The organism is Vallitalea longa, from assembly GCF_027923465.1.
In the GTDB taxonomy this organism is placed as follows: Bacteria; Bacillota; Clostridia; order Lachnospirales; family Vallitaleaceae; genus Vallitalea; species Vallitalea longa.
In genome coordinates this window covers 29,994-54,609 of the sequence record NZ_BRLB01000011.1, presented here as the reverse complement: position 1 = coordinate 54,609, position 24,616 = coordinate 29,994, and the positions used below count along the sequence as shown (strand labels likewise).

Annotated in this window: 21 protein-coding genes; 19 read left to right on the top strand and 2 right to left on the bottom strand. The window is 32.0% G+C overall.

Features of this window, described 5'->3' with window-relative positions; translation table 11 throughout:
- The first annotated feature begins 24 nt into the window (after positions 1–24).
- Entirely contained in the window at positions 25–915 is an 891-nt protein-coding gene (locus tag QMG30_RS16045) for a CvfB family protein (protein ID WP_281817125.1), read from the top strand.
- 60 nt (positions 916–975) lie between these two features.
- Here QMG30_RS16045 and QMG30_RS16040 read toward each other — a convergent pair whose 3' ends face one another.
- Positions 976–1,623 (bottom strand): FMN-dependent NADH-azoreductase, encoded by a 648-nt coding sequence (locus QMG30_RS16040; RefSeq protein ID WP_281817123.1) that lies wholly within the window; start codon positions 1,621–1,623, stop codon positions 976–978.
- Between the two features lie 235 nt (positions 1,624–1,858).
- Between QMG30_RS16040 and QMG30_RS16035 the strand changes: the two genes are divergently transcribed.
- The 16 genes from QMG30_RS16035 to QMG30_RS15960 all read left to right on the top strand — a co-directional run bounded on the left by QMG30_RS16035 (position 1,859) and on the right by QMG30_RS15960 (position 22,938).
- The gene (locus QMG30_RS16035) at positions 1,859–2,827 is read left to right on the top strand and encodes a D-2-hydroxyacid dehydrogenase (RefSeq protein ID WP_281817121.1); all 969 of its coding nucleotides are present in this window, start codon (positions 1,859–1,861) and stop codon (positions 2,825–2,827) included.
- 428 nt (positions 2,828–3,255) lie between these two features.
- Positions 3,256–4,425, top strand: coding sequence for a CD0519/CD1768 family membrane protein (locus tag QMG30_RS16030; protein WP_281817120.1), 1,170 nt, complete (start codon positions 3,256–3,258; stop codon positions 4,423–4,425).
- Positions 4,426–4,706: 281 nt separating this feature from the next.
- Positions 4,707–6,332 carry a glycoside hydrolase family 43 protein gene (locus QMG30_RS16025; protein ID WP_281817117.1) on the top strand — a complete coding sequence of 542 codons (1,626 nt, stop codon included), beginning with the start codon at positions 4,707–4,709 and terminating at the stop codon, positions 6,330–6,332.
- Positions 6,333–6,356: 24 nt separating this feature from the next.
- Positions 6,357–8,132 carry a sensor histidine kinase gene (locus QMG30_RS16020; RefSeq protein ID WP_281817115.1) on the top strand — a complete coding sequence of 592 codons (1,776 nt, stop codon included), beginning with the start codon at positions 6,357–6,359 and terminating at the stop codon, positions 8,130–8,132.
- Positions 8,107–9,720, top strand: coding sequence for a response regulator (locus QMG30_RS16015; protein WP_281817114.1), 1,614 nt, complete (start codon positions 8,107–8,109; stop codon positions 9,718–9,720). Before QMG30_RS16020 ends, QMG30_RS16015 begins: the two co-directional genes overlap by 26 nt.
- Before the next feature lie 125 nt (positions 9,721–9,845).
- Positions 9,846–11,153, top strand: a complete 1,308-nt coding sequence (locus QMG30_RS16010) for an ABC transporter substrate-binding protein (protein WP_281817112.1) — start codon at positions 9,846–9,848, stop codon at positions 11,151–11,153.
- A gap of 74 nt (positions 11,154–11,227) precedes the next feature.
- The gene (locus QMG30_RS16005; RefSeq protein WP_281817110.1) at positions 11,228–12,088 is read left to right on the top strand and encodes a carbohydrate ABC transporter permease; all 861 of its coding nucleotides are present in this window, start codon (positions 11,228–11,230) and stop codon (positions 12,086–12,088) included.
- Positions 12,088–12,945 carry a carbohydrate ABC transporter permease gene (locus QMG30_RS16000; protein WP_281817109.1) on the top strand — a complete coding sequence of 286 codons (858 nt, stop codon included), beginning with the start codon at positions 12,088–12,090 and terminating at the stop codon, positions 12,943–12,945. The genes QMG30_RS16005 and QMG30_RS16000 overlap by 1 nt, the downstream gene beginning before the upstream one ends.
- 38 nt (positions 12,946–12,983) lie before the next feature.
- The gene (locus QMG30_RS15995; RefSeq protein ID WP_281817106.1) at positions 12,984–13,958 is read left to right on the top strand and encodes a Gfo/Idh/MocA family protein; all 975 of its coding nucleotides are present in this window, start codon (positions 12,984–12,986) and stop codon (positions 13,956–13,958) included.
- A gap of 14 nt (positions 13,959–13,972) precedes the next feature.
- A complete protein-coding gene (locus QMG30_RS15990) occupies positions 13,973–16,111 on the top strand; it encodes an alpha-L-rhamnosidase-related protein (RefSeq protein WP_281817104.1) in 2,139 nt (712 codons plus the stop codon).
- A gap of 88 nt (positions 16,112–16,199) precedes the next feature.
- The gene (locus QMG30_RS15985) at positions 16,200–16,985 is read left to right on the top strand and encodes a sugar phosphate isomerase/epimerase family protein (protein ID WP_281817102.1); all 786 of its coding nucleotides are present in this window, start codon (positions 16,200–16,202) and stop codon (positions 16,983–16,985) included.
- 5 nt (positions 16,986–16,990) lie between these two features.
- Complete coding sequence (locus tag QMG30_RS15980; RefSeq protein WP_281817099.1) at positions 16,991–18,019, top strand: Gfo/Idh/MocA family protein; 1,029 nt, start codon at positions 16,991–16,993, stop codon at positions 18,017–18,019.
- A 419-nt stretch (positions 18,020–18,438) separates the two neighbouring features.
- The gene (locus QMG30_RS15975; protein WP_281817095.1) at positions 18,439–19,242 is read left to right on the top strand and encodes a sugar phosphate isomerase/epimerase family protein; all 804 of its coding nucleotides are present in this window, start codon (positions 18,439–18,441) and stop codon (positions 19,240–19,242) included.
- Between the two features lie 329 nt (positions 19,243–19,571).
- Positions 19,572–20,807 carry an S-methyl-5-thioribose kinase gene (gene mtnK / locus QMG30_RS15970; RefSeq protein WP_281817093.1) on the top strand — a complete coding sequence of 412 codons (1,236 nt, stop codon included), beginning with the start codon at positions 19,572–19,574 and terminating at the stop codon, positions 20,805–20,807.
- Between the two features lie 37 nt (positions 20,808–20,844).
- Entirely contained in the window at positions 20,845–21,891 is a 1,047-nt protein-coding gene (gene mtnA, locus QMG30_RS15965; RefSeq protein ID WP_281817090.1) for an S-methyl-5-thioribose-1-phosphate isomerase, read from the top strand.
- Positions 21,892–22,062: 171 nt separating this feature from the next.
- Complete coding sequence (locus tag QMG30_RS15960) at positions 22,063–22,938, top strand: aldose 1-epimerase family protein (RefSeq protein WP_281817087.1); 876 nt, start codon at positions 22,063–22,065, stop codon at positions 22,936–22,938.
- Between the two features lie 19 nt (positions 22,939–22,957).
- Here the strand turns inward: QMG30_RS15960 and QMG30_RS15955 are convergent, their stop codons facing one another.
- Complete coding sequence (locus tag QMG30_RS15955; RefSeq protein WP_281817086.1) at positions 22,958–23,377, bottom strand: DUF3783 domain-containing protein; 420 nt, start codon at positions 23,375–23,377, stop codon at positions 22,958–22,960.
- Positions 23,378–23,592: 215 nt separating this feature from the next.
- Between QMG30_RS15955 and QMG30_RS15950 the strand changes: the two genes are divergently transcribed.
- A complete protein-coding gene (locus QMG30_RS15950; protein WP_281817085.1) occupies positions 23,593–23,727 on the top strand; it encodes a hypothetical protein in 135 nt (44 codons plus the stop codon).
- A 246-nt stretch (positions 23,728–23,973) separates the two neighbouring features.
- Positions 23,974–24,543: a flavodoxin family protein gene (locus tag QMG30_RS15945; RefSeq protein ID WP_281817084.1), complete on the top strand. Its 570-nt coding sequence runs from the start codon at positions 23,974–23,976 to the stop codon at positions 24,541–24,543.
- Positions 24,544–24,616 lie beyond the last annotated feature (73 nt).

The window sequence follows — 24,616 nt, the reverse complement described above, 5'->3', positions numbered from 1 at the left end:
AAAGACAAATGAAGCAGGTGACTTATGATAAAATTAGGGAAAATGCAGTTGTTAACAGTGAAAAGATTATCCCCTATAGGAATATTCTTAACGGATAGCGACGAGCCAAAAGAAAATAAAGGTTTTATTACCGATCATTATTTAGAAGAGAAAAAAGACAAACAAAAAGAAGAAATACTTTTACCAAAAAAGCAGGTACCCGAAGGTATTAAAGTTGGAAATCAGCTTGAGGTTTTTGTATACAAAGATTCAAAAGATAGACCAATAGCAACAACTAGAAAACCTAAGCTTATGCTTGGTGATTTAGTTGCATTAAGAGTAGTTCAACAAACCAAGATTGGTGCTTTTTTGGACTGGGGACTAGAGAGAGATTTATTTCTACCATTTAGAGAGCAGACAGATAAGATTCACCTTAATAATGAATATTTAGTATCATTATATATTGATAAAAGCGATAGACTATGTGCTACTATGGATGTATACAAACATTTATCTAGTGATTCGCCTTACAAGAAAGAAGATACAGTAAAAGGTATAGTTATTAGTGTGAAAGAGGGAATGGGTGCTTTTGTAGCTGTTGATAACAAGTACAATGGATTAATTCCTCAAAATGAATTATTCAACAATATTAAATGTGGAGATATGATTGAAGGAAGAGTGACCAAAGTTAGAGAAGATGGTAAACTCAATATTAGTGTAAGGCAAAAGGCATATATACAAATGAACTCCGATTCCAAAAAAATCTTAGATAAATTAAATGAGAATAATGGTAAACTAAATCTTAATGATAAGAGTTCTCCAGATAAAATAAAATCAGAATTGAATATGAGTAAAAATGCCTTCAAAAGAGCAGTTGGTAGATTGCTAAAAGAGGGTAAGATAAAATTCGTTGATAAAGGTATAGAGAAAAAATAAAATAATAAGCGCTGTAAGTCAAGTTTATACTTGTATTTACAGCGCTTAAATAATGTTTATCTAGAAAAATTCCATCATATCATTAATATCTTCAGTAGCATTCTGTATAGCTTGTTCTTTCCCAACAGAATCATCGTCTACCCCGTCTACAAGAATCTTATCGAATTTTTTGATTCCCAAAAATTTAAATATATCGTGTAAATAATTAGGTCCGTGATTCATAATAGGAGATATGAAGAATGGTATTTTGGCTCCTGACGATTGGATATAGATCATTTTTCTTTTTTTATCGCCTAGCAATCCAGATACCTTGTTATTAACTGAATCAATGTTGATGACTTTTTTATCTTGTATGATACAGTCCAAATATTGTTTCAACATAGATGGGAAGAATATACTCCACATTGGCGCAGCAATAACATATTTGTCTGCTCTTAAGAATTGGTCACATAGAGTGTTTATTTGGTTAACTTGACCTTTTTCTTCATCAGTAAGTTTATCATATTCTTCACCACTAACAATAGTAGCTCTTGAAGTAAATATTTTATAATTGATTCTTGGAATATTTGCTTCGTATAGGTCTAATTCTTCTATAGTATCATCTGGATAGAACTCTTTATACTTATTAATAAAAATTCGACCGACTGTTTTACTGGTTGATAACTCTTCTGGCTTAGAATTAACTGTGATATATAATAGTGTAGCCATATAAATCTCTCCTTTTGTTATTTAAAAATATGTTGCTAATTGTATATTACTATTTTTAGCCCTATTATATAGTTTGATGATTTTTATGGTAAATTAAACATTTTTATTTAATATTATAATAAGTTATATTTGTTAGGTATTGTTAGTAGGTGTTTTTAAGAAAAGAATAGTTGATAATTAATTTGAAATTATATATATTAGATATATAGAATCAAGTTATAGGAGGATGAATTATATGAAAATAGTTGTTTTAGATGGATATACAGAAAATCCAGGAGACCTTAGCTGGGAAAAACTAAAGAAATTAGGAGAACTAACAGTATATGATAGAACTTCAATAGAAGATAATGAGGAAATAATTAAAAGAATTGGCAATGCAGAAATTATCATAACTAATAAAACATCCATTAACAAAACCGTACTAGATGTATGTACCAACATTAGATATATCGGGGTATTGGCAACTGGATATAATGTAGTGGATTACAAGGTTGCTAAGGACAAAAATATACCTGTATGTAATATACCGACTTATGGTACGGATGCTGTTGGTCAGTATGCAATAGCTTTATTGTTAGAAATATGTCACCATATAGGTCATCACTCAGAAGCTGTAAAATCAGGAAAATGGGAAAAATGTGAAGATTTTTGTTTCTGGGATTATCCTCTTATTGAACTTGCTGGAAAGACTATGGGAATAATAGGTTATGGACGTATAGGTCAGACAACTGGAAAATTAGCACAGGCATTAGGAATGAACGTTCTTGCTTATGATACTAATAAAAATACAGATTTGGAATGTGAGACCATGAAGTATACAGATTTGGATGAACTATATATTGAATCTGATGTTATAGCATTGCATTGTCCATTATTCCCTGAGACAGAAGGTATGATTAATAAAGAATCTATAAGTAAAATGAAAGACGGAGTAATTATAATAAACAATTCTAGAGGACAGTTAATTGTAGAAGAAGATTTATGTGATGCACTTAATTCTGGCAAAGTGTATGCAGCTGGAGTCGATACGGTATCAACAGAACCAATTAAAGGGAATAATCCTTTGTTGGAAGCAAAGAATTGTCTTATAACTCCTCATATATCTTGGGCGCCAAAAGAGAGTAGACAAAGACTTATGGATATTGCGGTTAATAATGTAAAATCATTTTTGGATGGTAAACCAATGAACGTTATAAATATGTGATGCAGACTATATTAACTCATGTTAATATAGTAATTTTTCTATCAATAAGTTGTGGGGAAATAGTAAGATGAGTCTATTATGAATACATGAGTTTTATTGATAGATAAATACATTTATAATAAAACATATTCAATATATAAACTTGTATAATGATAATAATTAGAGGTTTATTTTGTGACGAATTAATAGTGTCATAGATAATTTTATTAGACTGTTATTTTATATGAATTTGTTTTATAAAGTTAAAGTAATCTACTAAATATTAATTTGCATGATATAATCTGTATAAATCTAATAAAGTACTGATGTTTTTGAAGCGAAAACAAAAAGCATTAAAAATGATAAAAAGCCCTAAAAAAGTATTTGACTCGCGGACATAATCTACATATAATGAGGATGTAATAAACTTTATTTAGGGGGATAGAAATGTGGAGAACAACAAAAATATTAAAAAGGCAATAAGTGTAGAAGGACTTGTAGCAATATTAATTATTGGAGTTTTTTTTACTTATCTGTGCAGTATAATGGGTGTTGTCAATATGTTCAACACTTTAATAAGCACAGCTCATGATTTACTTATTAACACAGTATTTTTTATTATGGGCATAACAGTATTAGCTGGAGCATTTGGCTCTGTCTTATCAGAATTTGGAATCATTTCAATTCTTAATAGGCTTTTATCGTTTCTGATGAAGCCATTGTATAAGATGCCAGGTGCAGCAATATTAGGAGTTGTAACTACATATTTATCAGATAATCCTGCTATTATTACTTTAGCTAATGATAAGGGATTTCGAAGGTATTTTAAGAAGTATCAATTACCTGCACTTACTAATATAGGTACAGCATTTGGAATGGGACTTGTTGTGACATCTTTTATGATAGCACAGAAATCTCCTGTAGGAGAAAGTTTTGTTGCTCCTGCTCTAATAGGTAATATTGGAGCAGTTATTGGAAGTATCGTAAGTGTACGTATTATGCTTTATTTTACAAAAAAAGAATACGGCGTAGAAGAAATGGCAGATGGAGTCAGTGACAAATCTTTTAACATTCTAAAATGCCGTGAAATAAGGGAAGGAAATGTGGGTTCTAGGCTTCTTGAATCATTGCTTGAGGGGGGGAAATCAGGTGTCGATTTGGGGCTTTCTATTATTCCAGGAGTGCTTATCATTTGTTCTATAGTCATGATGTTAACAAATGGTCCTTCAGTAGCAGGAGTATATACCGGTGGACCAGGTGAAGGTGTAGGTTTATTTACATATTTAGCAGATAAATTGGATTTCATATTATATCCAATGTTTGGATTCAGTTCATATGAAGCTGTTTCAGTCCCAATAACTTCATTGGGTTCAGTTGGTGCAGCTATAGGATTAGTGCCAAAGTTAGTAAAGCAAGGACTTGCGGGAGGTAATGATATAGCTGTTTTCACAGCTATGGGAATGTGTTGGAGTGGTTATTTGAGTACTCATGTAGCAATGATGGATAGCCTAAAATGTAGAAAGTTAACAGGAAAAGCAATCATTAGCCACACTTTTGGAGGGCTGGCAGCAGGTATTTCAGCTCACTGGATATATGTTATATGGATGAATATATTATAGATAAAAGCATTTATTGGTAATTAAGTTGAAATAATATTGTGGAATGTTACAAATCTAAGGAATCATTTTATAGTGAATGGTTCTTTTTTTTGTCATGTTGTATCAATATAGTAAATATATACAAATCAAATAAAAATATTCTATATTATATTTGTTTGTAGTATAATATTTTCACCACAAAAATAAAAATATTAAATGTTATGTAAAAAACTAACATGTTTTTCGTAGTATTTACTTTGTATAATTATATTATTAATATATTACGAGAGAGAGGTATAATTATGATTGAAAATCCTATACTACCAGGTTTTAATCCTGATCCAAGTATTATATGTGTTGGTGATATCTATTATATAGCAACGTCTACATTCGAATGGTTTCCCGGAATTCCTATATACAAATCAAAAGACTTGAAGAACTGGAAGTTAGTGAATCACGCTGTCAAAAAAACTTCACAAGTCAATCTAAAAGGCATTGATTCCGCATTAGGCATATGGGCACCGGCATTATCCTACGATGAAAGTACGAAGAAGTTCTATTTGTGCTTTTCTGTTGTATCAGGAGCCATGAATAACAATTTTGATGTTGATAATTATGTTATTGAGACAGAGGATATAGAAAAGGAATGGTCGGAACCTGTATATCTTAATAGTTCTGGATTCGATCCTGCAATGTTTCATGATGATGATGGAAGAAAATGGGTTGTTAATCTGGAATGGGATTTTCGTGAAGGCTATGAACATCCTGGTGCAATAGTTATTGAAGAATACAATCCTATTACCAAGACTTTGGTCGGAGGCAGTAGAGTAATCTCACGTGGCGGTACTGACAGAGGTTGCCTTGAAGGACCTCAGTTATATAAAAGAGGGAAATACTATTATCTCATTACCGCTGAAGGGGGAACAGGATACGGACATTGTGTAGCTATATTACGTTCAACTAATGTTTTAGGTCCATATGAGAGTTATGAACATAATCCTATAATCACATCACAGCCTGTTGATTTTAATGAACGTGGTATAGAAAATTCCGCTAAGCCACATCATTATAATCCTGATAGCTATCTACAGAAATCAGGTCATGGAAATATAGTTGAGACTCAGACAGGGGAAGTATATATGTCCCATCTATGTTCCAGACCCATTGGAGAATTATGTTCTGTATTAGGAAGAGAAACTGCGATTCAGAAATGCATATGGACAGATGATGATTGGATAAAGTTGGATTCAGAAGATAATCTTGCTAAGAGATTCGTTGTAGAACCTAATCTTACAGAACATAAATGGATGACTGGAAGTGATACGGACCATTTTGACAGTACCAAGCTGGATATGGATTACTATACATTAAGAGAACCAATATCCAAATCATGGCTCAGTCTGGAAAAAGACAGTTTCTTGAGTATAAGGGGCCGTCAGACTATGTTTTCCAGATATGACCAAAGTCTTGTAGCCAAAAGAGTAAAATCATTTAATTTTACTGCTGAAACACATATGTACTTTGAACCGGATAACTTCTTACAGATGGCCGGGTTAACCAACTACTATAATAATAACAGTTTCTATTATCTACGCTTATATTATAGTGAATCATTGGGAAGTATGGTACTAGGAATAATGGCTTCTATTGATGGGCATAAAAAAGAGTATCTGGATTCTAGAGTAAAGGTATTAAATGTAAAAAATGGTATATTTTTGAAATGTGAAATAGAACAAACCGTGTTACAATATTATTACTCATTTGGAAATAATGATTGGATAGAAATTGGTCCCAAGTTGGATTATCTGGTTCTATCCGACGAACATGCAAAAGGTTTTACTGGCTCGTTTGTTGGGTTATCTGTTCAAGATATGTATAAACGTAAGAAATGGGCAGATTTTGATTATTTCATCTATAAGGACCTATAGAATCAATTGAAGAGGTGGGAGCAGGTGTTTAGAAAAACTATGATTAGAGAAAAGTTGTTAATATCATATATCATCATTATCATATTTGTCATATTGGCTGTTGGATTAGTCAATTATGAAATTACTTCTGAAGGTCTGGAAAAAGACCTTCTCTCATACTCTGATAAATATTTGATAGAATTAAGTAAAAATGTGGAAAGCAAGATAGAAGACCTGAATTCGGATCTGTTCAATGCATTGAAAGATTCCAAGCTGTTGCAATACAATGTTTTCAATGATCTCATGTCTTTGAGTAGTAATAAAGATGATGTGAAACTGCGTGAGTTCAATAAACGATGTGCCAGTATCTTGGCTTCGAATATGTATCTGGAATCTATGATGATCATGGACTTAGATCATAATGTCTATTATCAGAGCTATTCCAATTACGGTACCAGCAAGGAAGAATTGAATGATATATTAAATGATAAATTAGAGAAATATACTGTTCTTAGAAGGATAGATGAAGATTCATTCGCTATTGTAAAACCAATGATAGATATCAATAATTCCAGATTCATTGGATATGTGGCTTTTGAATTGAGACAAGATTATTTCCTTAATCAATTGAACAGGGCAACGGCTAAGGGTGAATGGGAAATCGTACTGCTTGATGAAAGAAACAACTTATTATCAAGTACCAATGAATCAGCGAACGGTCAACTGGATTTCATAAAAGATAATTATAATATAAATGGCATAGTGCAGCGTTCTTATCAACATGAGGGAAAACAATATATATTTAACACTCTTGCATCTCCAAAAGGGTATATACGAGTAATGAACATCATTCCGGCAAAAGTCATATCAGAGAGTTCATATAAATTATTGAAAACCATTTTATGGGCTAGTCTCTTCGTTCTACTGGCTGCACTATTATTTGCGTTAGGGTTCAGCAGAGGTATAACCAGAAATATGGGTATATTGATTCAGAAGATAAAACAATTATCAAAAGGAGATTTTACCACTAAGATAAACATAAAAACCAATGATGAAGTGGGTATGATTGCAGATGAATTCAATCATATGACATCTGAAATCCAAGCACTCATCAATGAAGTATATCTTGAACAATTGTCGAAGGAAAAAGCACAGAGACAAGCCATAGAGTTTGAATACTCTGCATTACGGGCTAAGATTAATCCTCACTTCATCTATAACGTACTTGAAGGGATTAATAGTATGGCTAAGATACAAGGGAATAATTCCATTAGTGAAGTGACTTGCTTGTTAGCTGAATTATTAAGGGATTCCCTACAAGATGACAGGGTATATATTTTTTTGGAAGATGAACTTGATTATATTGATAAATTTCTAGGACTCAAGATGCTTATGAGAAACAATAAGTTCGAAGTCAGAAAAGAGATCGATGAAATACTATTAGGTGCTAGAGTACCACGCTTCATTCTACAGCCTATAGTTGAGAATGCCATAAAACATGGTATAGATAAGATAACTACAAAAGGTGTAATCATAATCAAATGTTTCTTGAAAGAGGACAATCTATGTCTTCAAGTCTTGGATAATGGAAGAGGAATAGAAAAACATAAAGAACTTGTTGATAAAATAGAAAAAGGGACATGGAAGAACACTAAGATAGGGCTAAAAAGTATTGATAAGAGATTGAAGTTCTTGTATGGAAAAAACTACGGAGCTAAGTTAACTTATGATAATGATTATACCAAGGTTGAGATAATTATGCCTTATATTACAAGTATAGAAGAGGGAGATGAGAATGGTGTACAAATTAGCGATAGTTGATGATGAACCATTGATTCAAGAATCTATTAAACAGAGTATCCGGTGGGATGAACTAAAATGTAATGTAGTGTTGACTGCATCTGAGGTGATTTCGGTTTTTCAATATCTAGAGAACAATGAATTGGACATTATTCTATTGGATATAAATATGCCTGAAATGGATGGGTTGACTTTTGCTGAGAAGATAAAGGATATGGGTTATGATATAAAAATAATAATCATATCAGCTTATCAAGATTTCACGCATGTTAAAAATGCTTTTAGATTGGGTGTAGTAGATTATATAGCGAAGCCAATACGAAATGAAGAAGTTATTTCAATAGTAAAAAAAACAGTTGAGGTAATTGATAAGGAAAAAGAAGCAGAACAGCTTCAAGTATTAAGGGAACAAGAAAGACAAATGCTGGATGACTACTTCAAGCAATCCAAACAACTTGTTCAAAATAACCTTTTGACTAGCTTCATAAAAGGCAATGGAGGCAACAATGATCTAGAGAAAATCATTGAAGTCATACCTAAAAAGACTAAGGGCTTTTCTGCTATAGTTATAAAACAACTTTGTAAATTGGAACATACGGTAATTAATAAGAAATATTTACTGGATTATTTCAACAAGACCAACAAACACCATAATTACAGAATCAGGACTACTGTAATAGATGATAATGTAGTTTTGATAGTTTTTTTTACAAAAAAACTCAAAGAGTATTCAACAAGAGAGATTCTAAAGAATATTTGCCATTCTTTTCTGGATTATATCAAGAATTGGGAATATGTTTACGTATATATAGGAGTCAGTTCCTATTATAGTAAGATCGACCAATTAAGCCAGTCATATATGAATGCTCTGCATGTAGCTGAAAATCAATTCTTTACGAGTAAAGATAAAATAAGCTTTGAAGATGGTTCTAAAAACGACCGATACTACAAATTTTCCATTATCCATGATTTAGATTCTTTTTATAATGTATTAGAAGAATGCAGTGATTCCAATTCCACAGATAAAGTGAAGAAAAAATTATCACAACTATTCAATGAAATATCCAAATACTGCAATAACAATGTAGATCTAGCCAGGTCATTGATAACAGAAGTGTGTATTACCATTGTAAGATTCTATGTGAGCAAAAATGATAAAATGCAGGATGGATTTTCTGTAAGCAATATAATAGAAGACATCGATATGATTGAGAACATGGACAAAGCAGAAAATTATGTTTTTGATGTATTGAAGAGACTTACTGAAAAAGATAATAACGATTATTCTCCTATAATTCAATCAGCTATTGTATATATTAAACAAAATTACAATAAGAACATCTCTTTGGATATCTTAAGTAACCATTTGTGTATTAATCCCAGTTATTTAAGTAGACTCATGAAAAAAGAGACCAACAAAAACTTCAGTGAGATTGTACTGGACACTAGACTAAGTGCATCCAAGAAGCTTTTGAGAGATCCTAAATTAAGGCTTAACGAAATTGCTGTACTGGTTGGATATAAAGACTATGCTTATTTCTACCAAGTGTTCAAGAAAAGCATAGGGATCACGCCTATGGATTATAGAAAAAACAAGAAAATCATATAGAAATTCTATTAAGTCAAAATATATAATGTTTTGTAAAAAATAACGTATTTTTTTTACTAATTCCATAATGTATACTTTAGTTACCTTAACGAAAGGTGTTAAAAAACACAGAAAGGGAGAAGAATATGAAAAGGATTTTAGTATTATTACTAGCTTTAGTATTAACTTTAGGAGTTGCTACAGGATGTGGTAATCAAGGTTCAAAAGAGGAAACAGATGGTAGTGAATCAAACGATAAGATAACTGAATCAGATTCAGATTCTGAAGACCAAGTAGTATTAACAATATTCCACCATATGGGTGAAGAACCAAAAAGACAAGCGTTACAAGGATTAGCTGATGCATATACCAAGATGCATCCAGAAGTAACATTTGATATCCAATCAATTGATTACGGTCAATACAGTTCTATTCTAAAAACTAAAATATCTGCTAACGAATCACCAGACATCATTTTCAGAAGACCTAAGAGTCTGCCTGAACTTGTAGAAGCTGGACATATCATGGATATATCTGACCAAGATTATATCAATAACATGGAAGAGGCAGCATTACCATGTTTGACAATTGATGGTAAAGTATATGGAGTCGTACTAGATGTTACAGCAATCGGTGTATTCTACAACAAAGACGTATTTGACAAATTAGGTCTTGAAGTACCAACAACTTTGGATGATTACAATAAAGTCATTGCAACATTGGAAGAAAATGATATCCTTCCTTTTGCACGTGGATACAAAGACTCATGGACTGCACAGATGGAATTCCAATCAGACCAATTCTATGTGTTGAAAGACGATCCTAATTTCTTTGGAGCTATCGCAAGTGGAGAGAAGAAATTCAGTGACTATCCACAAGTTGCAGAATCTCTAGAAAGATGGAAAGAAAGACTTAACCATGGTAATAAAGACATATTCGGAACACCTGACCAAAGAGCAGTTGAAATGGTAGCAACAGGTGAAGCAGGCATGTTGAATCAAGGCTTCTGGTCTTTATCATCATTACAAGAAATTAGTCCTGATACAGAATTCGGTTTCTTTGCACCACCTATCTCTAATGATGGAGAACCTCAACTTCATGCATTTGGTGATGATGGATTCATGATTAGTGAAACAAGTAAGCATAAAGATATCGCCAACGATTTCTTCGCTTTCATGATGTCAGAAGAAGGAGCTAAGATATGGGCTGATGTTTCAGGTCAAATATCTTATGTGAAAAATGCTGAACTAGCTAATGAGTCATTGGCAGCTAAAAATCTGTTAGACTATATTGCATCTGGTAATACTTTCGGACAAGAGGATGCAGCAACATTCAGTGGACAAATGGATGCTACATACAAAGAATATCAAGAGTTGTTCCCAGCTGTGAAGGATACTCAGTCAGTTGAAGATTTCATTGCAGAACTTGATGCACAGTTCGACGCTATACGTTAAAGATATATTAATAAAGGTTGGGTGACTTGCCTGACCTTTATTCTTTATAACACTTATTAGAAAGGAGCAAAATTTTGAAACTAAAACGTAAAATTAAAAATGATGCTTGGAAAATCTGTTTTTTGGCTCCTGCTGTGATTTTATTTATCTACATCGTTGGAGAACCATTTTTCAGAGGCTTTTTATACTCATTTACAGACTGGAATGGTGTAACTAAGACCTATAATATTGTGAATTTTGACAATTATATTAAGTTTTTTAAAGACCCATCGGTATTATTACCTATAAAAAACTCAATTTACTATACAGCGATTACAGTAGTCGTAAACAATCTGGTTGGATTGGGATTGGCACTACTGCTGAACAAGACATACAAAGGAACTAAAATATATCGTACAGTATTTTTCATTCCTTTCGTAATAAGTTTCGTACTTGCAGGATTTCTATGGTCATATATGTATTCTGATGTAATAGGTAGCATATTCAATATCTCTAGCTTATTAGGAAATCCTAAGACAGTTATTCCAGCTATAGCAGGTATATCTTTATGGAGAGATGCGGGTTATGTAATGGTAATTTACCTTGCTGCACTTCAAGCTATACCAAAAGATTACTATGAAGCTGCTAAGATGGATGGTGCTAGTGTATTGGGAACATTCAGATATGTTACTCTACCTAACTTGATACCTGCGTTTTCCATTAATATAGCTCTATTCTTAGGATGGGGAATCAAAGTATTCGATTATGTCATGGCTGCAACAGGTGGTGGACCAGGTAAGTCATCAGAGACTTTGGCATTATACGTCTACAAATACACTTTCAACTATAACAAAGTAGGTTACGGACAGACAGTTGCCATCTACATGATGATATTGGTATTCGTTTTGGCAGGATCGGCAGCAAGATTTTTCAGGAAACGTGAGGTGGAGATGTAATGATTCAAGCAAAAAGTAAAATGTCATATAAACAGAAGGAATTATTTAAAAAGATAGGATTTTATGTTGTAACCAATATATTAATGATTATATTCTTATCTCCACTATATATTTCTATAGTCTATTCATTCAAAACCAAGAGTGAAATAGCTTACACTGGTCTTAGTTGGCCGAAAGTCTTCCATTTCGAGAATTATCTGGAAGCAATAAAACTCTCAAATTTCATGAATGCAGCTAAAAACAGTTTGATAGTAACCGTTGGTGTCGTGTTGATAGTTACATTTACCTGTTCCATGGCAGCATATGTTATTGCAAGAAACAAAGGAAAAATATATTCGGCTATGTATTATATAGCACTTGCAGCTATTCTTATTCCTTTTCAAGTTGTAATGCTACCATTATACAAAACCATATCTAATGCTGGTTTGATGAATACTAATCTTGGATTGATATTGGCTATTTCGGGATTCCAGATTGGATATAATGTATTCATCTATACAGGATTCATCAAGACTGTACCTATTGATATAGAAGAGGCGGCATATATTGATGGATGTAGTAAGTTCAAAACTTTTTGGAGTATAGTATTTCCTTTATTGAAACCAATTGTATCAACGTCAATAATATTGAACGCTTTGACTGCATGGAATGAATTCCCTATATCATTGATAATCGCTCAGAAAGATGTTGCTAAGACTATTCCGTTGAGTCAATACTTCTTCTTCGGTCAGTATAGTTCAGAACTTAATTTGGCTTTCGCATCATTTACTATGGCAATGATACCAATTATTATATTATATTTGATTCTACAAAAATACATTATAGGAGGCCTCATGGCAGGAGGCGTAAAAGGTTAATAGTATTTTGCTATTAACTTTTTGATAGGAGGATAATTATGACTTTTAGATGGGGCATTATCGGCACTGGCTTTATTGCAGGAGAATTCGTAGGCGGTAACAGACATGTAGAAAACAGTGAAATAGCAGGTGTCGCTTCTCTTAATATGGAACTGGCAAAAGAATTCTGTAATGAATACGCATGTGGGAAACCATATCCAAGTGCAGAAGAGTTGGTTCTGGATGATAGTATAGACGGAATATATATAGCAACGCCTAACCAATTTCATTATGAGTATATGAAATTGGCTTTATCCCACAATAAGCATGTGTATTGTGAAAAACCAATTACTATGAAGTTGGATAGGTTGTTGGAAGTAAAGAAAATGGCAGAAGATAAGAATCTATTATTGCTTGAAGGCTTATGGACCAATTTTTTACCAGCTTTCAAAGAAGTGAAAAGATTAATTGATGAAGATGTCATTGGTCATATCAGTCTCATAGAATCTGACTTCGGTTTTTATAGTGATTACGATGAAAAGAGTAGATTATATAACAAGAAGCTTGGTGGAGGAGCCTTATTGGATGTAGGTGTATATGTTATTGCAATGGCAACTAATTTCTATAAAGGATATCCATCCCAAATAACAGCTATATCATCTATGGGGCCAAGTGGTGTGGACCATAAGACGTCAATGATATTATCTTATGATAAGAATGAACATGCGAATCTGACTGCAGCGATTGATGTGGAGACTCGTCAACAATTAGTCCTTAACGGTACTAAAGGAAGAATAATTCTAGATGAATTCTGGCGTGCGCAAAGTTATGATATACAGATGTATACTGGAGATACAACCAAGAAGCATGTCGAGTGTCCTTTTAGAGGTAACGGACATGAGTACATTATTGAATCATTCATTGATACTATTCACCACGGAAAATATGTCAATGATATATTTCCTATCCAACAATCAGTCCTAATACAAGAAATCATGAAAGATGTTATGGAGAAAGTTGGTTTATCTTATTAGAGGGGGGTATAACAATGATATTTGACCTTATATTAGATGAAAAGGCGGAAAAGAAACGGAAAACAAAAGGAACGAATAATGATTCCATATGGATGTGGTATCCTAATCAACGTGTAGCTCACCTGCATAGAATCAAAGTCCAACAATCCATTGAAAGATTCAGGTATATAGGATACCCAGGTAGTTTCAGACAACCTGTATATCACTCTTATTATAGAAAACACATTGTTATTGATAAGGATACTGTAATAAATTGGCATGGTCTGGGTGGACGTGTACGAATGAACATTAATGGTCATGAACATGACATAACAACTAGTACAGCTGTTCTTACAAAAGGTGAAAATACACTTCTGGTAAGTATTGATTTCAGTGATACCTTACCAGCACTACATGTTGACAGTGACAATAAAGAACTTCTTACTGGTTGGTTGGTGTCTATTGATAGAAATTCTTGGGTATCAGTAGAATCTATGAAGGAATTCAATGATCTGTCCAGTGACCCACTTACTGGAATTGAAGACGAATATGTGATTAAGCCTGATAAGATAGAAGAATCACATAATGCTCACATAGATGATGATAATATTATAATCAAGAAAGATGGATATGTAATTATAGATTTTCATTATTATGAGATTGGTTATGTTACATTTATCGCAAAGGGTAAAGGGCGTATCAATATATATGTGGGTCAATCCAAAGAAGAAGTATTTAATATAGCAGAAGAGGATTTTGAGCAGAGACAAATTGATTGGAAAGAGTTAACAGAAGATTATGAGAAGATTACTGGATGCACACACGCAACTAAATATGTTCTGATTAAGGCAAGTGAGTATGTAGAGTTAAAAGATATCAGATTCAATGCATATGTTACTCCTGTTGAATATATGGGTTCTTTTGATTGCAGTGACCAAGAACTGAATGACATATGGTATATGGGTTGCGCCACGGTACATTCATGTATGCATGATTTTTTCTTGGATACTATCTATAGGGATTCTCTTCCATGGGCACTAGATGGCGTTGGAGCCATGATTGCCTCAGATGCAGTATTCATGGACAGTAAAACTAGAAGACAGCAGATAATCTCTCAGCTTATGCCGCATAATTCAACTAAGGAAGATCTTGGAGTTGTTTATCTGGATTTTCAATTATATACGATTCTGGGATTTGAATGTGACTATACGGCAACGGGTGACTTGGAATTTTTGTTGAAATATAAAGAAGATATATATAGAACTGTAGACATATATTGTGAAATATTGGATAATAGAGGTTTTCTATCTTCTGAGAATGCTCTAGGAATGAGTTTCTTCCCTGATTGGGGAGTTAATGAAAGCCATGGACCCGATGTATTGGGAACTCCTACATATGCCCAGATGATATTCATGCATGTGCTTGAATTTGTTGCAGATGTTGCGGACAAGGCTGGTGATAAGGAGAAAAAATCAATATATGATGATTTGGCTATGTCATTAAGAAATAATATAATCAATATGTTTTGGGATGATGAACGTAAATTATTTATTAATGGTTTCGACAGGAACGGCAATGTTGATAATCATGTTTCTATATACGCACAAGCCTTTGGAGTATTATATGACTTGGTCTCTGATTCGGATTACAAGAGTATCCATAAGGCTATGGTAGAAACTAGGAAAGTCCGTAGAAATCTAAGCATCAACTTTGCATGGGAAATGATGGCTATAGCTAAACTGGGACAACATGAAGATGTGACCAATTATCTAAAAGACATGATTTTGCCTATAATATCATCAGGAGATGTAAGAATACATGAAGACATCAATTTTGATAAAGAGAGAACACTATCTTTTTATGGAAGAAAGTTCGGTAAAAGCTTATGTCATTCAGTTATGGGAGCAGCTCCTGTAATAGGAATCAACTATGGTATAGTGGGAATTGTGCCAGATAAAGATTTTAATACATTTAGATACCACCCACATAAGTCTCAGTTAGAATGGATAGATGCTGTTATACCAGCTAATGACGGACTAGTTAAGATTAAACAAAAACAAGACATGATAACTGTTGAAACAGTGGGTGAAGTATGTGTAAGATTGATAGATTGTTCTACACAAGAAGGAAAGGATATTATAGACCAAGAAGGAGTCTATATTATTAGATTATAGAATACAGAATTATTGGATATATAGTTTGAAATTGAATAAAAGATTACTAAGTCGTACTTAATTATAACGAAAGGAATGAAAGGTAAATATGAAATTAGGATTATGCTCATGGATGTTACCTGTAAAAGAAGAAGAGGCATTTTCATTTGCCAAGGAATTAGGATTTATGGGACTTGCTTTAGAATTAAAATATTATGATGGAAAACTGAATCTATCTGATGAAAATATCCAAAAGAAATATTTGGCAAGTGCTAAGGATAATGGTATAGTCATTCCAACTTTTGCCGTTAATGCACTATGTGATTACGGAATGAGTAAAAAAGCTAATAAAGAAATAGTATTTGATATAATAGATCAAGCTATAATGGTTGCTAAAAATATGTCAGTGATGACATTACAATTTCCTAGCTTCTTTGATGGTGAAATATCTAGTGAAGAAGAATTTGATAATACTAGAATATGTCTAGAATATGCGTGTGAAAAAGTAAAAGGGACAGGTATAAAAATAGGTTGGGAAAATGCTGTAGATGAAGAAAAGAATAAAACAATGCTTGATTCAATAAACTCAGAAGATTTCTTTATATATTATGATACACAGAATCCTATCAGATGCTCTAATCTGGATAATGTTGATCTAGCTAGACAATTATTAAGTCATATAAAAGAAATTCATGCAAAAGACAGCTTAGAGGATGTAACCGTTGAAGTACAGCTAGGAGAAGGAACAACTAATTTTGAAGAAGTAATGGAAGTTTTTAGAGATAATGATTACACTGGTTGGATTCTTCTTGAAAGCGAATATAAGGCTTTCGATAATTATGTAAATATAATCAAGAAGGATAAAGAGTTCATGAATGATTTTTGGGGGAGGTAGATGTAATGAGTAAATTAAGAATAGTACATGTGGGTTGTGGTTCCATTAGTGACTCATGGTTCAGTGTTCTGAAAGGCAGAAAAGATATAGAATTAGTTGCATTGGTTGATATTGATAGAGACAATGCCAATGAAAAGAAAGCTAAATATGGTTTCCAATGTGAAGTATACACAGATTACCAGCTTGCCATCAATGAATTGAAACCAGATGTAGTAATTGATAATACAATACCAAAAATGCATCATCTGATATCCACATATGCCCTAGATAATAATTGTGATGTTCTGACAGAAAAACCATTGGCTGATACTATAGAACATGCACTTCTTGTTAAGAAGAAAGCAAAAGAAACCAAGAAAAATGTTATAGTAATGCAAAACAGGCGTTATCTTTCTAAACTTCATGGACTAAAGAGCATTATAGATAATCAGAACGTAGGTGATATTGATTCTGTACATGCTTCCTTTTTCACAGAAGCACATTTCGGTGGATTCCGTGATAGAATGAGCAATCCTCTTATACTTGAAATGGCTGTTCATACATTTGACCAAGCAAGATATATAACTGGACTGGACCCTGTTTCTGTTTATTGTAATGAATATAATTCATCAACTTCATGGTATGATGGAAACGCAAGTGCTAGCTGTATCTTTGAAATGGAAAACAATGTAATATTCACTTACAATGGCTCATGGACTGCAAAAGGTAATCTTACGAGTTGGGAATCCGAGTGGAGAGTCAATTGCAATAAAGGAGCAGCATACTGGGATGGTTTTAACGAACCATGGTATGAGATCATAGATGAATCAGAGAAAAATGAAGCATTCCCTACGAAATACAACCGTTCTACAATTGAGTCTCCAACCATTATGGAAGAACATGCAGGTTGTATCAACGAAATGATTGATTCATTAATCAATGGCAAGAAAGCTCAAACTGATGTGAGCGATAACATAAAAAGCTTGGCAATGGTAATGGGGTCAATAATGAGTGCAGAAAGTCATAAGAAAATATATATAAAAGATATACTATAGAATTTTCATATTTAGATTAACCAGTTAAATCAATAGATTATAGAAAAAATTAATAGTTTTATATCACTAGTTTAAAATATTATTTTATATGTAAATGGAATCATCTTATTGCAGATTGTTCTTTTTATTATTTAATATGGATAGTAATTGTCAACTTTATATTTTATAGTAAGACGTATCCACTCCTTTAATTTATGAATTACCTTTAGTTGGATTAGGGAGATAATTGTTGATTCAGATATGAAGATAATATATAATAGTAGGGCTAGATATTATAAGAAATACCATTATACAGTAATTATTCTTATTATAGGATTGAAAATAATTAGAGTTGAATCAAATATTGTTCTAGCCAACAGAATGTGAAAAGTTGAATTGTATTACCTATACATTAAGTACAATGAAAGGAATGAAAATTTATGATAAAATTAGGATTATGTGCATGGATGTTACCTATGGAAGAAGAGGAGACATTTGCTTTTGCTGGTAGATTAGGTTTTGATGGAATTGCGATTGAACTTAAATATAAAGATGGTTCATTTCATTTATCAGATAAGGAGAAACAAAAGAAATATTTAGAACTTGCAAAAGAGAATAATGTTGTTATAGCAACTTTTGCTCTTAATACCCTATGTGACAAGGACCATGGTATGAGTAATAAAGAAGATCATGAAACTGTATTTGATATAATTGATAAAGCTGTTGAGATAGCTGAGGATATGGGAGTAAAAACATTCCAATTTCCTAGTTTCTTTGCTAGTGATATTACCAATGAAGAGGAATTCAATAATACAGTGACTTGTTTCAAATATGCATGTGAAAAAGTCAAAGGAAAAGATATTAAAATCGGTTGGGAAAATACAATGGACAAAGACAATAACTTGTTGATGCTTGAAAGAGTCAATTCTGATGATTTCTTTATATATTATGATACACAGAATCCAGTATCTTTCTCTAATCTTGATAATGTACAGCTAGCGAAAGATCTAGTAGGTTCTGTTAAAGAGATTCATGCAAAAGATAGTCTTGAAGATCTGTCAGCAGAGCTATATATCTGGGAAGGAATAGCTAATTTCAAAGAAGTAATGGAAGTATTTAGAGATAATAATTATTCTGGTTGGATTATTATCGAAAATTTATATAAGGCTTTCAAAAATTATGAGAACATCATTAAGAAGGATAGAGAGTTCATTATTGACCTTATGAGTGGTAAAATAAAATAGCCATAAGAAAATTGTCACCAATTCAAGAGGGTTAAAATAAAAATCTACAGATTATAATAATAGAAAAGAAATCTTATTATTAATCAATGAAAATATAAAATCCTACAATATCTATGCTTATATGGATATTGTGGGATTTTTCTATTTAACTTATTTATACAGAGGTTTTTTATAGTTCTAATAATAGTTGATGAAATTAGAAAATTGGATTACACTATAGTTATTAACATTAATCTGACATCAAGTCACTTCTTAACAAACTAATCGGGAATATGTCATAATTAATTCCATAATATTACCTAAGATAATAAAAAGGAGAGATAAAGATAATGAAAGAATTCTATCAACTTGATGTTAATAAAGTTTATGACTATGTACAGCAAGAACTGAACTTCTTTGATGAGAATCCGGACATTGAGTGTAACGAAATAGGTGATGGCAATCTTAATTTGGTTTTCAGGGTGAAAGATAGAAAAAGCGGCAAGAGTGTTATAGTTAAACAATCTCTTCCATATGTTCGTTGTGTAGGGGAAGACTGGCCTTTAAATATTGACAGAAGTAAGATTGAAAGTAAATTATTGGAGATGGAGTATAAATTGACAGATGGTTCAGTTCCTGAAGTATATAAATTCGATGAAGTAATGTATACAACCATAATGGAAGACTTATCTGATTATGTGATAATGAGGACAGGTCTGCTTTCCTATAATCAATATCCAAAATTTGTAGATCAGATTACTGATTTTATAGTAAAGACTTTACTGCTTACTTCTGATATAGCCATGGACCATAAAGACAAGAAAGCATATGTAAAAGAATTCATAAATCCTCAGTTATGCGAGATAACGGAAGATCTTGTTTATTCTGAACCTTTCTTTGATGCTAAGAGGAATAATATTGCTGATTACATGAAAACATTCATGGAAGAAAACGTATGGAACGATAAATCTCTATTGATGGAAGTCACTAAGCTCAAATTCGATTTTATGAATAATGCTCAAGCATTACTTCATGGAGATCTGCATACTGGAAGTATATTCATAAACCAGCAGAACATTAAAGTCATTGATCCAGAATTCGCTTTCTACGGACCTATAGCTTATGACACAGGAGCTTTGATTGCTAATCTTGTCATGAATTATTTATCTACGAATGTCAGATGCAAAGATGAGAAACTCAAGAAAAAACACATGAGATACCTGCTGGATACCATTAGAGATGTAATGGATGTTTTTAGAGATAAATGTATGAAAATATGGCCTGACATAGTAAGGGACAACATGGCTTGTAGGACACCTGATTTCGCTAAGTGGTACATAGATGATATTTTCGTTAACACAGCAGGAGTTACTGGATGTGAAATGATAAGAAGAACTGTAGGACTAGCACATGTACAAGATATTGACGGAATAGAAGATGAAAGAGATAGGGAAAACATAAGGAAACTGAATGTACTATTGGCCAAAGAATATATAATGAACAGACATAAGATGTTAACCGGAAAAGACTTCATAGATTGTCTAGTCGGTTTTACCAGTAGTCAACATATAGTAGATTTTCATTAATTATATTATGAATGAAGACAAGAAGGAGTGTATTTGAATGAATATCATTGTTCCAGCCAAATTGAACGAAGCAAAAGATAAGATGATTCTATTGGACCAGACTCTATTACCAACAGAAACCAGATATATTGAAATCGATAAATTGGAAGATACATGGGATGCAATCAAGAAGTTACGAGTTAGAGGAGCACCAGCCATTGGAGTTGCAGCAGGTTTCGGTATTTATCTAGGTGTAAAAGACTCGAAAGCTAATACATATGATGATTTTTATGAAGAATTCATGGAAGCTAAGAAATATTTAGCTTCATCAAGACCTACAGCAGTGAATCTATTCTGGGCTCTTAATCGTATGGAAGATAGATTAGTGAAGGAAAAAGAAAAATCACTGGACGAAATCAAAAAAAGTCTATTAGAAGAAAGTGAAGACATTCTAAGAGAAGACCAGGAAATGTGTAAAAAAATTTCTGAGTACGGACTTAGTTTATTAAAACCGAATATGGGACTCTTGACACATTGTAATGCAGGGGGTATAGCAACATCTGGATATGGAACTGCCCTTGGTCCAATGTATCTAGGTCATGAAAAAAGCTATGGTTTCAAAGTCTTCTCCGATGAGACCAGACCCCTTAATCAAGGTTCAAGGCTTACAGCATGGGAACTTAATGAAGTTGGTATAGATGTAACTGTAATCTGTGATGATATGGCATCAATAGTGATGAAACAAGGAAAAATAGATGCAGTTCTAGTTGGGTGTGACAGAGTGGCAGCCAATGGAGATGTGGCTAACAAAATAGGTACATCTGGAGTAGCTATACTTGCCAAAGAGTATAATATACCTTTTTACGTATTAGGACCTACTTCAACTATAGATATGGAAACAGCAACAGGTGATGACATCAACATAGAACTTAGAGATAGTAAAGAAATATATAATGGTTTCGGTAAAATAACAGCACCACCAGAAGTTAAATTCTATAATCCTGCATTTGATGTAACTGACCATAAATATATTACTGCAATAATTACTGAAAAAGGTATAGTTAAACCACCATATGATGAGAATCTAAGAAAAATATTCCAATAGTCAATGTTAGTTTTATGAGATTGATAAAAGATGACATATACATAAGATATCTAATTGATAGTGATATTCATGTAGCATGAAGATTCATTTTTAAAAATATTGATTTTCCTGTTATAAAATGTAATAATATGTTTAGCAGCTAATCTTAACATTTTAAATGGAGGAATTAATATGATTAATGTATTAGAAAATGATGTTCTGAAAATTGAAGTAAACAGTTTTGGTGCTCAATTGTCAAGTATAAAGACTAAAAAAGATAACTTAGAATATTTATGGCAAGGAGATAAAAAAGTATGGGGTAGAAAATCACCTTTACTGTTTCCTATAGTAGGTAAATTACTGGATAATGAGTATTATATAGACGGTAAGGATTATCAATTAGAACAACATGGTTTTGCCAGAGATATGGAATTTGAAGTTAAGGAAATTAATAAAGCAAAGTTAGAATATACATTATTATTTAATCAAGTGACACTTCAAAAATATCCATATAGATTTTTATTAACTGTTACATATGAATTAACAGACAATAGTCTAAGTGTTGGATATAAGGTTAAAAATCTAGATTCTGGAGATATTTATTTTTCTATAGGTGCTCATCCAGGGTTTAATTTACCTTTACACAAAGAAGAAAAGTTAGAGGACTATTACATTGAATTTGATATACCTGAAACAGTTGATAAATATCATTTGAACAATGATTTTGTTATATCAGTTGATAGTATGCCTTTTCTTGATAATGAAAAAATAGTTCCTATGACTAAGGATATATTCAGTGAAGGTGCTATTATATTATTGGATGTAAAATCAAATAGTATATCATTAAAGAATAAAAATAATAGTAAAGAAGTATGCATTAAATATGATGGATTTCCATATCTAGGTATATGGGGACAACCTGATAATTCTCCATTTGTATGTTTGGAACCATGGTATGGAGTAGCAGATTTTGAAAATACTGATAAGCAATATAAAACCAAAAAAGGTATACAGAAATTAAAGGAACTGGAAGAATTCAAATCTAAATATACGATTTCTATTAATTGATAAATATATATGAGCAAGCTTAATGCTTGCTCATGCTCATTTTTTCTAGTACCAATTCTTTTATTAAATCTCCCAATTTCCATTTAAGAGAAGTTTCGGTTGTGACAGCATAAATAGGTTTTTTAAATGATGTTTCTTTGAATGAATTTATAAAAGAATGAATGGCTTTATTGGAAACCGCATTAAAAAGTATAGTTTTCGCTTTGACACCTGTTTTATAATTAACTTTTGTATCATTTTTTTTGGTTTTATCTGATATTAAATCTGATATCTTAATTCCTAACATATCATCATTAACAATAATACATTCATTAATGCTGTTTTGCATTGAATATTTTTGTATAATCTTATTTTCTTCAGATGTATAACCGTAAATAAGTATACAATTTCTTCCAATAGGTTTTTTGGTGTCTTCTTCATTAATTTGTTCAAATCCCATGATTTCACCTCGTATAGTCATTATCTAGTTAATAGTATATCTAAAAGTAACATTTAATATTTACCTATTAATAACATAATGAATATACTGCTAAATTATGTAAATGTCAATGTCTTATAATATAATTTAATAGAATAAATAGAAATTCATAATAAATAATAATTTGGGGGACATACTATAAAATAATAATACTCTATAAGAAGGAAGTGGATTTAATGCCAAAAGATAGTCAACCAGATAATAAAATCTCAAGACTAGAAAAATGTAACTACCAAACCCCTATAACCAAAGAAAATATGAATCATAATCCTAATAAGAAAAAACAATCAGTTAAGAATAATGATGTATAGTATAGGAAAAAGCCAGTTATCTATAGTAACTGGTTATTTTTTAACTTTTTACATTAAAAAATAGAAATTCATATATTAGTACATTGATTTTTCATAATATATTATATAGAATAATAAGTGATATTAATAATTTGATGATATAAGCAATAATATTAATAATGAACATTTAATTTATTAATCTATACTAGTTAAAATTAAATAGCAGTGAGATAATAAATTAATAAATATAAGTCGATGGAGGTAAATATGAAAGTTATAGCATTTAATGGAAGTCCAAGAAAAGAAGGTAATACATACACTTTACTAAAAACAGCATTGAATCAATTAAATGAGCAAGGAATCGAAACAGAACTTGTTCAAATAGGTAACAGAAGCATACATGGATGTATAGGTTGTGGAAAATGCAGAATTAGCGGTAAAAATAAATGTATATTCAATGATGATATCGTAAATGATTGCATTGATAAAATAGTTGAAGCAGATGGAATCATATTGGGAACACCAGTTTATTTTGGAGGGTTAACTGCTCAGATGAAGGCATTCATTGATAGAGTAGGTTATGTGACACGACCAGAACGTCTGTTGAAGAGAAAAGTCTGTGCAGCAGTAGTATCTCAAAGGAGAGATGGAGCTATAGCAGCATTTAATTCAGTAAATAATTTATTTACTATTTCAGAAGCTATTGTAGTAGGAGCGAATTATTGGAATCTTGGCTTAGGTAGAGCAGAAGGTGATGTTATTAACGATACTGAAGGTATAGAAAACATGAAAAATCTCGGAGACAATATGGCTTGGCTTCTCAAAAAGATTGTTTAGTAATTAAAATTAATAGTATAATGAAATGCCCAAGAATATAGATAATGATCTATACCTTGGGCATTTTTAATTA

Bases quoted from the DNA above. Each gene is read 5' to 3' on its own strand.
- QMG30_RS16045 (WP_281817125.1), top strand. From the start codon at position 25: ATGATAAAATTAGGGAAAATGCAGTTGTTAACAGTGAAAAGATTATCC.
- QMG30_RS16040 (WP_281817123.1), bottom strand. From the start codon at position 1,623: ATGGCTACACTATTATATATCACAGTTAATTCTAAGCCAGAAGAGTTA.
- QMG30_RS16035 (WP_281817121.1), top strand. From the start codon at position 1,859: ATGAAAATAGTTGTTTTAGATGGATATACAGAAAATCCAGGAGACCTT.
- QMG30_RS16025 (WP_281817117.1), top strand. From the start codon at position 4,707: ATGATTGAAAATCCTATACTACCAGGTTTTAATCCTGATCCAAGTATT.
- QMG30_RS16015 (WP_281817114.1), top strand. From the start codon at position 8,107: ATGGTGTACAAATTAGCGATAGTTGATGATGAACCATTGATTCAAGAA.
- QMG30_RS16010 (WP_281817112.1), top strand. From the start codon at position 9,846: ATGAAAAGGATTTTAGTATTATTACTAGCTTTAGTATTAACTTTAGGA.
- QMG30_RS16000 (WP_281817109.1), top strand. From the start codon at position 12,088: ATGATTCAAGCAAAAAGTAAAATGTCATATAAACAGAAGGAATTATTT.
- QMG30_RS15995 (WP_281817106.1), top strand. From the start codon at position 12,984: ATGACTTTTAGATGGGGCATTATCGGCACTGGCTTTATTGCAGGAGAA.
- QMG30_RS15990 (WP_281817104.1), top strand. From the start codon at position 13,973: ATGATATTTGACCTTATATTAGATGAAAAGGCGGAAAAGAAACGGAAA.
- QMG30_RS15985 (WP_281817102.1), top strand. From the start codon at position 16,200: ATGAAATTAGGATTATGCTCATGGATGTTACCTGTAAAAGAAGAAGAG.
- QMG30_RS15980 (WP_281817099.1), top strand. From the start codon at position 16,991: ATGAGTAAATTAAGAATAGTACATGTGGGTTGTGGTTCCATTAGTGAC.
- QMG30_RS15975 (WP_281817095.1), top strand. From the start codon at position 18,439: ATGATAAAATTAGGATTATGTGCATGGATGTTACCTATGGAAGAAGAG.
- mtnK (WP_281817093.1), top strand. From the start codon at position 19,572: ATGAAAGAATTCTATCAACTTGATGTTAATAAAGTTTATGACTATGTA.
- mtnA (WP_281817090.1), top strand. From the start codon at position 20,845: ATGAATATCATTGTTCCAGCCAAATTGAACGAAGCAAAAGATAAGATG.
- QMG30_RS15960 (WP_281817087.1), top strand. From the start codon at position 22,063: ATGATTAATGTATTAGAAAATGATGTTCTGAAAATTGAAGTAAACAGT.
- QMG30_RS15955 (WP_281817086.1), bottom strand. From the start codon at position 23,377: ATGGGATTTGAACAAATTAATGAAGAAGACACCAAAAAACCTATTGGA.
- QMG30_RS15950 (WP_281817085.1), top strand. From the start codon at position 23,593: ATGCCAAAAGATAGTCAACCAGATAATAAAATCTCAAGACTAGAAAAA.
- QMG30_RS15945 (WP_281817084.1), top strand. From the start codon at position 23,974: ATGAAAGTTATAGCATTTAATGGAAGTCCAAGAAAAGAAGGTAATACA.